Raw genomic sequence first — 9,580 nt, forward strand, 5'->3', positions numbered from 1 at the left:
GATTTATAAGGGTTTTGATAAGTTTTTCGGTTAGTATCTTAAGGCGAAAAAGAAAAAGTATTTCTATAAGCAAATGGATTGATTTTGGTGGTGGTTGAAATGAATCGAAATTGGGAAGAATTTTTAGCACCTTACCACCAAGCGGTGGCAGAGCTGAAAGTGAAACTAAAAGGAATGCGTACTCAATTTGCAATGTTAACAGAGCATTCTCCAATTGAGTTTGTAACAGGAAGGGTAAAGTCGGTTGCAAGTATTATTGATAAAGCGGAGAAGAGAAATGTACCGCTAGACCGATTGAGAGAAGATATGCAGGATATTGCTGGGCTTAGAATGATGTGTCAATTTGTTGATGAGATTAAGCCTGTTGTAGAATATCTTCGAAAACGAAATGACTTTGAAATTGTGGAAGAACGTGATTATGTTACGCAAAAGAAAGATAGCGGTTATCGTTCTTATCATGTTGTCATTAGTTATCCTGTTCAAACGATTCAGGGTGAACAAAAAGTATTGGTAGAAATCCAAATACGCACGCTAGCAATGAACTTTTGGGCAACAATTGAGCATTCTTTAAATTATAAATATAGTGGACGTTTTCCTGAAGATATTAAAATACGCTTGCAACGTGCAGCTGAAGCGGCGTTTTTATTAGATGAAGAAATGTCTTCTATTCGTCTTGAAATTCAAGAAGCGCAAAAGGCTTTTTCAAGAAAGCAAGAAACGAAAGATTCCGAATCATAAACTAAAGGGTGTTGGGCGATGAAATTTACAATTATGTCAAAGGGAGATCAATCATCAGATACACTGGCAAGCACGATGAAAGAGTACTTGCTAGATTTTGGATTTATAATGGATGAAAAGGAACCCGATATTGTAATTTCTGTTGGGGGAGATGGAACGCTTTTGTATGCGTTTCATCGTTATTATAATCGATTGGATGAAACAGCATTTGTTGGTGTACATACAGGACATTTAGGTTTCTATGCAGATTGGTTACCGACAGAAGTAGAGAAATTAGTAATTGCGATTGCAAAAACACCATTCCAAGTGGTGGAATATCCGCTTTTAGAAGTTATTATTCGCTATGTGAATGGAAGTAAAGAGTCACAGTATTTAGCGATGAATGAGGCGACTGTAAAAAGTGCAGAAGGTACATTAGTAACAGAAGTAGAAATACGCGGAGAATATTTTGAAACATTCCGCGGGGACGGCCTTTGTATTTCTACTCCTTCAGGAAGTACTGCGTATAATAAAGCGCTTGGCGGAGCAATTATTCACCCATCTATTGAAGCGATTCAAATTGCAGAAATGGCGTCCATTAACAATCGTGTGTTTCGTACTGTAGGATCGCCACTCGTATTGCCGAAGCATCATACATGTGTGTTAAAGCCGGCTGCAGGAATGAACTTACAAATTACAGTGGATCATTTAACAATGGTCCATCAAGATGTGAAATCAATCCAGTATCGCGTAGCAAACGAGAAAGTACGATTTGTTCGTTTCCGCCCGTTCCCGTTCTGGAAACGAGTTCGTGACTCGTTTGTTGCAGATAAATAGAAAGGGTTATATATTTGAACAGATTTACATTGAAATGGGATATAGGGCTGGCTGAAGAGGGAACTTTAGTTAGGGAATTTTTGAAAACGAAAGGTATTTCTAAAGCCGCTTTAACGGATATAAAGTTTCACGGCGGGGCAATTGAAGTAAATAGTCAACATGCGAGTGTTCGTCATCAGTTGCGCGCTGGTGAAGAATTAAGTGTCTTTTTTCCAGTGGAGGAAAGAAGTGAAGGGATGATGGCAGAAGATATCCCTTTATGCATTGTATATGAAGATGATGCGGTTCTTATCATTGATAAAGAGGCGAACATGTCAACGATTCCATCTAGAGAACATCCGACAGGGAGTGTTGCCAATGCGATTTTATCTCATTATGATAAGCAGCATCTGGCAAGTACAGTACACATTGTAACACGGTTAGATCGTGATACTTCAGGGCTTATGCTTATTGCAAAAAATCGTTTCGTGCATCATCTTTTATCTAAGCAGCATCAACAAAAAGCTGTGAAACGAACTTATGAAGCAATTGTTCACGGTGAGATGGTAGAACGAGAAGGAATGATTGATGCACCAATTGGTCGGAAATCTGATAGCATTATTGAGCGAACGGTTTGTGAGGATGGACAAAGGGCGGTTACTCATTTTAAAGTAATTGATAGTACATATGATAAGACACATGTAGCGCTGGAGCTTGAGACAGGAAGAACGCATCAAATTCGTGTGCATATGGCTCATATAGGACATCCATTACTTGGTGATAACTTATATGGAGGAAGAAGGGATGAAATGAAACGGCAAGCACTTCATAGTAAATCTTTGACGTTTTATCATCCTATTTTAGAGAAAGAAATGTCTTTCACTATAAAAATTCCAAGCGATATGCAAGAGCTACTTAGGAATGCTTAAAAAGGGAACAAAATTCTTATATTATAAAGAATTTTGTTCCCTTTTTTCTTAGCGGAATAATATTAAAATTTGGTTTTCACCCGTACGCTTTATAACGAAAAATCCACTTTCGGCTTTTGTAGCAATGCCATTGTCATTTGGACGACAATATCCATGAGTTTCGCAAGTGCTGTCATCACGTGCTAACATTTGCCCAATTAATCCGACAGGAAGCCACTCGGCGCGATCTTTTCTTGCTACATATTTGCAAGCTGGATCCCATTCTGTATTTAAAAGAGGTTGTATTTCTTCTGTTTCCGTCCATACATATTGGCGTTTCCCAAAGTTATCTGTTTTATAGCGTTTTTGCCAACTTAAAGCCCCGCTATTTCCTATAAGTGCAGGGGTTGCACTAGATATTCCTAAAATGAACGAATCGTGTGAAGTAGCTACCCGAATTTTTTCTTCGCTACTAAATGTAACGAAATAACCGACATCAATAGGTTTATGACCTTCTGTTTCAAACATTTGCGCAAAATCCGTTCCGCTTGCATTGTAAGACGCGCCCTCAATGTACATTTCTCCATTATGTGCAAGCCATTTAGCACCGATATTATGGTCGGTGTCGTTTACACCATTTGCAATAAACCAAGAATAAGCTTCTTCTGCAGTGCCGAAGCGCCCCATAATATGGCTACCTGCAAAATGAGCTGTTGATGTATGATGACCTTCCGCATGAGAAGAGGAGCCGTTAGCGATAGTTGCGGTTCCTTCTGCGTGTGCTGCTTCGCCTAAAGCAGTCGTCTGTTTACCCTCTGCATGAGAATAAGCACCGCCTGCTGTCGTTTCACTTCCCTCACTATGCGAACTATGTCCAGTTGCTTTTGAGTTTGATCCTTCTGCATGAGAGAAAGAACCTTTTGCGTGCGTTAATAAGCCTTCCGCATGTGCTGCCATGCCTTCCGCATGAGAGTGAAGCCCCTCCGCATATGCATATCGGCCGCCCCTTTTAACTTTTGTATTTTCAGGTGTAGGTGTCTCAATTATGAGTGGTTTTTCAGTTTGTATATCATTCGATGAAGCTAATGCTTCTTTTATTTTTTTTACTTTGTTTATAATAGCAGCTGGAATTTCTGGTTCCACTTTTTTATTTATTGCTACAGAAATATTTTCTTCCGCCTTTTCTTCTGTTTGGTTAGAATGTAGTACCTGTTCATCTTGATTTGAGAGCTGTTTATTTTTTTGTTGCATCTTTATTTTTTTACGATCGATTATGCGGCTCATCACAGCATTTTCTAAAGAGACATATGTTGGTTTTACTTTGCTTTTTTTTGATGACTCTTGTTCTTCCAGTTCTTCTATCGCTGCAGCTCGAATACTACACCAGTTGTTAATTCCGTACATGGGCAGATATAAAGGGGGAAATTTTCTTTTTTGTTTAGAAGATTTTTTCTTCATTCTGTCACCTCCTGCGACATTATATGTAGGGTAATTAAAAAAAGATGCACTTTATTGCATCTTTTTTTAATTACTTTACCCAGTTTTATATGAAATCTGCCTAAATAATGCTAAGTAAGGTAGTTATGAAATTGGACGGAATTTCTCAGCGACAAAAGGTAACGAAGAAGGGACAGAGATAGTCTCCATTTCAGGATAACGTAATCCGGTTAATTTGCCACCAAATACAGCACCAGTATCAATATTGACTGTCTGATTGACGAATCGAGGTTCTGCTACTGGTGTATGTCCATATACAATCCAAGCTTGCCCCTTGTATTCTTGCGCCCAATCACGACGGACAGGTGAGCCATCGGCATGCTTTTCTCCTGTAATATCGCCATATAATACAAAGGTTTGTACTTTTTTATCTCGTCTTCCTATGTAATCTTGCCGAATCCCGGCGTGACATACGATTACTCTTTTTTCATCTAGTATGTGGTAGAGTGGTGATTGTTCATAAAGAGTGGTAAACTTTTCTTTTATAATGTTTTGCTTATGAGAAGGAAGTGCTTCATATTCAGCAACAGTTGTTTCAAGTCCGTGAGCGACTGTTACATTACGTCCAAGGAAAAATCGATATAGTTTATTACAGTGATTTCCAGGAGCGTAATAAGCTTCTTTTTTATGTATGACAAGTTCCCATACAATTTCGATCATACGTAATGAATGAGGACCACGGTCTGTAATATCGCCAACGAATGCAAGTTTACGTTGGTCAGGGTGAACCGGTAGACCGCTACTCCAGTTATATCCTAGCTTCTCTGTTAAATTTTGAAACTCTTGGAAGCATCCATGAATATCTCCTATAATGTCATATTTCATATTTAAACCTCCATCGTATTTTTCATTAGTATATCTAAAAAAGGATAGAGATAAAAATATAGCGTTTTTTTGTTGTTCATTTAAACATAAAGATTTTCGTTCTTGAGCGAACATTTAAAATGAATCCAATCGCAATCATGTATGTAAGCAGTGAACTTCCTCCGTAGCTCATAAGAGGTAATGTTATCCCTGTAATGGGAAGTAATCCGATTGTCATCCCGATATTTTGGAATACTTGGAAAGTAAACATTCCGATTGTACCAGCGCAAATGTAACTACCGAAAGGATCATTACTTTCTAAAGCGATATGAATCATTCGAAAAATGAGTAAGAAAAAAAGTGAAATAATGACACTTGCGCCTAGAAATCCAAATTGTTCAGCGACATTAGTGAAAATAAAATCTGTATGTGGTTCTGGAAAATATACTTGTCCATTTTCCCACCCTTTTCCTTGCATTTCTCCGGATCCAGTCGCTAAGAATGCTTGTCTTAATTGATAGCCTTGTGCATCATATTTGTAAGGTGCTAACCATCCGTAGAAGCGATTTAGTTGATATTCTTTTAAAATGTGTGCTTTAAAGAAATCTGTGTGAGTAAAAAAAATATATATTAATGTAGATCCAGCGACGAAAGTACCTGAAACTAATCCGAAAATAAAACGCCATCGTATGCCAGAAACTAGTATCATTGCTGCAAGCATCGCTGAAATGACCATTGTGTTTCCTAAATCTGGTTCTTTTGCGATAAGTAGTAGTGGTGGCAAACTTGTTGCAAATATTTTTCCAAGTAATAAAAAATCGTCACGCATTGTTCGGGAAAAATATTTCTCATTATGATTTGCTATAATTCTTCCAATGACGATAATTAAAAACAATTTCATAATTTCAGAAGGCTGAAAATTTCCGATGCCTGGGAGCCTGTACCAAGCAGTAGCGCCTTTAATTGTAACGGCACCTGGTACTTGAAGTTCTAGTCCAATAAGTAGTACCATTGCAAAGCTATACAAATACCAAGCAATTTTTTGATAACGATCGAAATCGATAATCATAATAACACCAATGGCTATAAATCCAATGAAGTACCATTGGATTTGCTTTAGTACAAAATTGACGTTTTGTAAAAATGGTGGTAAAGAGGCTTGCGCACTTGCAATAGCACAACAACTAACAATCCCAATGGCAAATAAAATAAATAGTAATACGTAGTCTATTTGATATTGAGAATTTGGATCTTTCAATGTAGGTATTCCTTTCTACTGCTCTTTATAGTAATGGATTTTATAGTATGAGAAAGAATGTATGAACTATAAGAATGATTCACATATAGTCCATACACTTTTGATTTTGCAGAGTAGTTTAATTGTTTAACTCTTTAATAATTATATCCAAACAATGGGAAAGACGTACATGTGCGTCAGGAAAAATATCTAATTGATGAAGATAGTATTTTAAGGAACTTTTACACCATTGGTAAGCACTAAGTAGAGCTGCTCTATAGTCCGTAGTATTTTGTAAAAAGCCATATTCTTTTGCTGTTATAACGAGGTGTGTGAAATCTTCACAACCTTGAAGGAGCTTATTGTGTATTTGTTGTCCAGCATGGTAGCGAAATTGACTTAAAGGCTCAGAAATGTATATTGCATTTCCTTTAGAAAGTAAAGAAATCCATGAGGCCATATCAACACTACAAGAATATTGTCGCTCTTTAAGGGTACCAAAAGGATCAGTGAGCAATTCTTTTCGGAACAAAGTAGTTGTAGGCTCACCGATAATGTTGTGCCCACCTTTTAACATCCAATTACCTAAAAATATCCCGTTTAATGGAGTGTCTTCACTATATAACCTTTGTGTTGGATGGGAATCACCGATTAGATTTCCATGATCATCAATACGTACTCGATAAGAAGTAACAAGAGCAAGATTTTTATTGGGATCTTGCTCAAAATAGGCCATCATTTTTTGTATTTTATGCTTATAAAACACGTCATCGTCCATTAAAAAATTTATATACTCACCATTTGATTTTTCTATGAGCATAAGGTCATTGTGAAATTGTCCTAGAGTAGGGATATTTCGAATGTATGTTATATTTTTATAATTTGGTAAGTATTGTTCGCGTATTAAAGTTTCTGTTTCATCATTTGTGCTGTCATCTCCGATGATGATTTCAATATTTGAATAAGTTTGTGCCAATGCACTTTCTAGAGCGATTTTAAAATAATGAGGCCGATTATAAGTGGGAATAAGGATGGAAACGAGAGGTGGATTTTTTTCATTCATCATACATAACTTCCTTTCAGAAGCTTTTTTTTGTAAGAACAATATCTTGGTAACTTGTATATTCATTTCTGCCGCACCATAAACCGTAATGCGGCTTATTAATTATTTCTAGGCCGTACTTATTCAATAGATTGCAAATATCTGTCTCAGGATAAGCAACTGCAAAATTCGGAATATCTTTATTCACAACGTAGCAATTTTCAATTCGATGATAAAAACCTAATGTACTTTGTCCTGCATTTAAATAATAGGACGATTCAGGATTTATTAGAAAGAATGTAATGAAACATCTCCCATCTTTTTTTAATACACGTACAATTTCAGATACGTAATGTTCTAATTCTTTTGGGAGAAGATGCGTAAATACAGAAGTTAAAAAGATAAAATCGAATGTTCCGTCTTCATAGGGAAAACGATATTGAGAGGCATCTTCTTTTCCTTCTGGATTATAGAATTGATTGTATATGTCAACATGTTCAAAGTGAAAATTATTACGCATAGTTGAAATGTTATTTTGACACCAAATAATTCCATCTTTAAACAAATCAAATCCATAATACGCTCCATCATCATTTAAGTAATTCATTAATGGTACAGCCATTCGGCCGACGCCGCAGCCTACATCTAATACTTTTTCATTTGATTTTAAAGCGCCAATTTGAATAAAATGCTTTAGGAACTCTTTTCCAACCTTTTTGAAGTCGCCACCTACATATTGGACGAGTTCAGGAGGGGGGAGTAAAGTCATTTCTTTGTTAAGTTCGCTCATGAGTATACCCCTTTCTTATGTGAGAATATGCAGTAACTCTATTAATGAAATTTTCAATTTGTAGTGAGAGAACACAGGAAAACAATTGTTATATGTAAGGAGATTCCGAAAAAAAATATTTTGTTGGATTAGAAGTGAGAGAAGGATGAGTGAAAATGGGATCTCCTATAGATTAAATCTTTTTTATTCTTTTCTCCAATAAACGCCAAATACATCAATTTTAGTAATAGGGGCTTTTAAATTTCGTTGCTTTCTAAAGTCTGTCACAGCCTCAGCGCATGGTGGTAGCCCATAGTCATCGATAATTATATAGCCACCTTTAGAAACTTTATCATATAAGTTCACGAGACCATCCATTGTGGATTCGTACATATCACCATCAAGCCGTGCAATTGCTATTTTTTCAATTGGTGCTGTTGGTAAAGTATCTTTAAACCAGCCTTTTAAAAATTTTACTTGATCATTTAGTAAATCATATTTTTTAAAATTCTCTTGTACTTGTTCCAAAGAGACGCGTAAGTAATCGAATGTGTGTAAATAATCACCGTAATCTTTTGGATATTGTTCTAGATTCGGTGCTGGCAAACCTTCAAATGAATCTGCGACCCACACATTACGATTCGTAATGTTGTTTGCTTGTAAAAAACCATTCATAAAAATGCATGATCCTCCGCGCCATACACCTGTTTCAATAAAATCTCCTTCTATATTTTCACGAACAACGGTTTCCATTGCCTCTTGTAATTGGTTCATACGTTCTCGACCAATCATGCTATGTGCTGCTCTTGGCCAATCCATTCCATCATGACGTTCACTTTTTGAAACATTTGGTTTTACAATTTTTAAGTTATGGTTTTCAGCATATTGCTTAATGAATAAAGGGAGGGGGACTGTAACTGGTTCGAATTCTAGTTCTTTCGAAATATGTAGAGATGCGGGTAAGTATGCCTCATATTCCAACCATATTTCAAATAAAATTGTCTTCTTTAGCAATTCGAGATAAAGCTGAACAGCAGATTTACTTTCCATATTTGTGCCTCCTGCAAAATGTCATACAACAATATGATTATGTAGATAGCGAATGTTTCATGATTGAATTTAAAATTGAAAAAGCAGTAAAACTGATAACAGTTCTACTGCTAAGTAAAAAATTAAGCAACTTTTTCAATAATAATAGATGCATTTGTACCAAGAGCTAATGATAGCCCAAGTCCTGTAACGATTACTTCAACTAATGATGGAGTTGTCGTAATTTGCGTAATTGCTTGAACAACGATAGGTGCTCCAACTGAGATTAAAGTAGCCCCAGTACCTGGTACAGATACCCCATTTACTTGGATTGTAAGCCCCCCTAATACACTTATTGCCGCAGTATATACGATAACAGTGATTTTATAGAATCCAGTTTCAGCAATAACGAAAGTATCAGCATCTAATTGAGAAATTGCTGTACCAAACTGAGATCCAACAGTATTAAATGGTACTGGAGCATTAAGTCCAAGATCTAAAGAAATTCCAGCGGAGTTAAATGCATACAATCCTGCTGGAAGTCCTAGTCCGGATGGTCCAGTCGGTCCAGTCGGTCCAGTCGGTCCAGTCGGCCCCGTAGGTCCAGTAGCTCCAGTGTCACCAGTCGGCCCCGTAGCCCCAGTGTCACCAGTCGGCCCCGTAGGTCCAGTAGCCCCAGTGTCACCAGTCGGTCCAGTCGGTCCAGTCGGTCCAGTCGGTCCAGTCGGTCCAGTCGGTCCAGTCGGTCCAGTCGGTCCAGT

Annotated in this window: 9 protein-coding genes and 1 pseudogene; 3 read left to right on the forward strand and 7 right to left on the reverse strand. The window is 37.1% G+C overall.

The genetic code is table 11. The annotated features are described in order from the left end of the window. The first annotated feature begins 99 nt into the window (after nt 1-99). From ACQRBL_RS05805 to ACQRBL_RS05815, 3 genes are read left to right on the forward strand one after another with little or no spacing between them, the layout of a single operon-like run. Nucleotides 100-738: a GTP pyrophosphokinase gene (locus tag ACQRBL_RS05805; protein ID WP_001081482.1), complete on the forward strand. Its 639-nt coding sequence runs from the start codon at nt 100-102 to the stop codon at nt 736-738. An 18-nt stretch (nt 739-756) separates the two neighbouring features. Beyond that, nucleotides 757-1,554: an NAD kinase gene (locus ACQRBL_RS05810; protein ID WP_000673190.1), complete on the forward strand. Its 798-nt coding sequence runs from the start codon at nt 757-759 to the stop codon at nt 1,552-1,554. 14 nt (nt 1,555-1,568) lie between these two features. Next, entirely contained in the window at nt 1,569-2,462 is an 894-nt protein-coding gene (locus ACQRBL_RS05815) for an RluA family pseudouridine synthase (RefSeq protein WP_001079126.1), read from the forward strand. 48 nt (nt 2,463-2,510) lie between these two features. Here ACQRBL_RS05815 and ACQRBL_RS05820 read toward each other — a convergent pair whose 3' ends face one another. The 7 genes and pseudogenes from ACQRBL_RS05820 to bclA form a co-directional block, all read right to left on the reverse strand. Further along, entirely contained in the window at nt 2,511-3,899 is a 1,389-nt protein-coding gene (locus ACQRBL_RS05820) for a peptidase G2 autoproteolytic cleavage domain-containing protein (RefSeq protein WP_411995821.1), read from the reverse strand. 123 nt (nt 3,900-4,022) lie between these two features. Next, nucleotides 4,023-4,763 (reverse strand): bis(5'-nucleosyl)-tetraphosphatase PrpE, encoded by a 741-nt coding sequence (prpE, locus tag ACQRBL_RS05825; protein WP_063546802.1) that lies wholly within the window; start codon nt 4,761-4,763, stop codon nt 4,023-4,025. Between the two features lie 76 nt (nt 4,764-4,839). Beyond that, entirely contained in the window at nt 4,840-6,000 is a 1,161-nt protein-coding gene (locus tag ACQRBL_RS05830; RefSeq protein WP_000654703.1) for an FtsW/RodA/SpoVE family cell cycle protein, read from the reverse strand. Nucleotides 6,001-6,118: 118 nt separating this feature from the next. Then, a complete protein-coding gene (locus ACQRBL_RS05835) occupies nt 6,119-7,045 on the reverse strand; it encodes a glycosyltransferase family 2 protein (RefSeq protein ID WP_003269828.1) in 927 nt (308 codons plus the stop codon). A gap of 13 nt (nt 7,046-7,058) precedes the next feature. Beyond that, nucleotides 7,059-7,811: a class I SAM-dependent methyltransferase gene (locus ACQRBL_RS05840; RefSeq protein WP_001292840.1), complete on the reverse strand. Its 753-nt coding sequence runs from the start codon at nt 7,809-7,811 to the stop codon at nt 7,059-7,061. Nucleotides 7,812-7,994: 183 nt separating this feature from the next. Next, nucleotides 7,995-8,840 (reverse strand): TylF/MycF family methyltransferase, encoded by an 846-nt coding sequence (locus ACQRBL_RS05845; RefSeq protein WP_000444385.1) that lies wholly within the window; start codon nt 8,838-8,840, stop codon nt 7,995-7,997. A gap of 122 nt (nt 8,841-8,962) precedes the next feature. Beyond that, nucleotides 8,963-9,580 (reverse strand): annotated as a pseudogene (gene bclA, locus ACQRBL_RS05850) (collagen-like exosporium glycoprotein BclA); the annotation flags it as partial.

This window comes from Bacillus sp. AF62, assembly GCF_050312695.1.
Taxonomy (GTDB): domain Bacteria; phylum Bacillota; class Bacilli; order Bacillales; family Bacillaceae_G; genus Bacillus_A; species Bacillus_A cereus.

What these genes read in the sequence shown, in the direction of transcription:
- ACQRBL_RS05805 (WP_001081482.1), top strand. Translation starts at nt 100, where the DNA reads ATGAATCGAAATTGGGAAGAATTTTTAGCACCTTACCACCAAGCGGTG.
- ACQRBL_RS05810 (WP_000673190.1), top strand. Translation starts at nt 757, where the DNA reads ATGAAATTTACAATTATGTCAAAGGGAGATCAATCATCAGATACACTG.
- ACQRBL_RS05820 (WP_411995821.1), bottom strand. Translation starts at nt 3,899, where the DNA reads ATGAAGAAAAAATCTTCTAAACAAAAAAGAAAATTTCCCCCTTTATAT.
- prpE (WP_063546802.1), bottom strand. Translation starts at nt 4,763, where the DNA reads ATGAAATATGACATTATAGGAGATATTCATGGATGCTTCCAAGAGTTT.
- ACQRBL_RS05835 (WP_003269828.1), bottom strand. Translation starts at nt 7,045, where the DNA reads ATGATGAATGAAAAAAATCCACCTCTCGTTTCCATCCTTATTCCCACT.
- ACQRBL_RS05840 (WP_001292840.1), bottom strand. Translation starts at nt 7,811, where the DNA reads ATGAGCGAACTTAACAAAGAAATGACTTTACTCCCCCCTCCTGAACTC.
- ACQRBL_RS05845 (WP_000444385.1), bottom strand. Translation starts at nt 8,840, where the DNA reads ATGGAAAGTAAATCTGCTGTTCAGCTTTATCTCGAATTGCTAAAGAAG.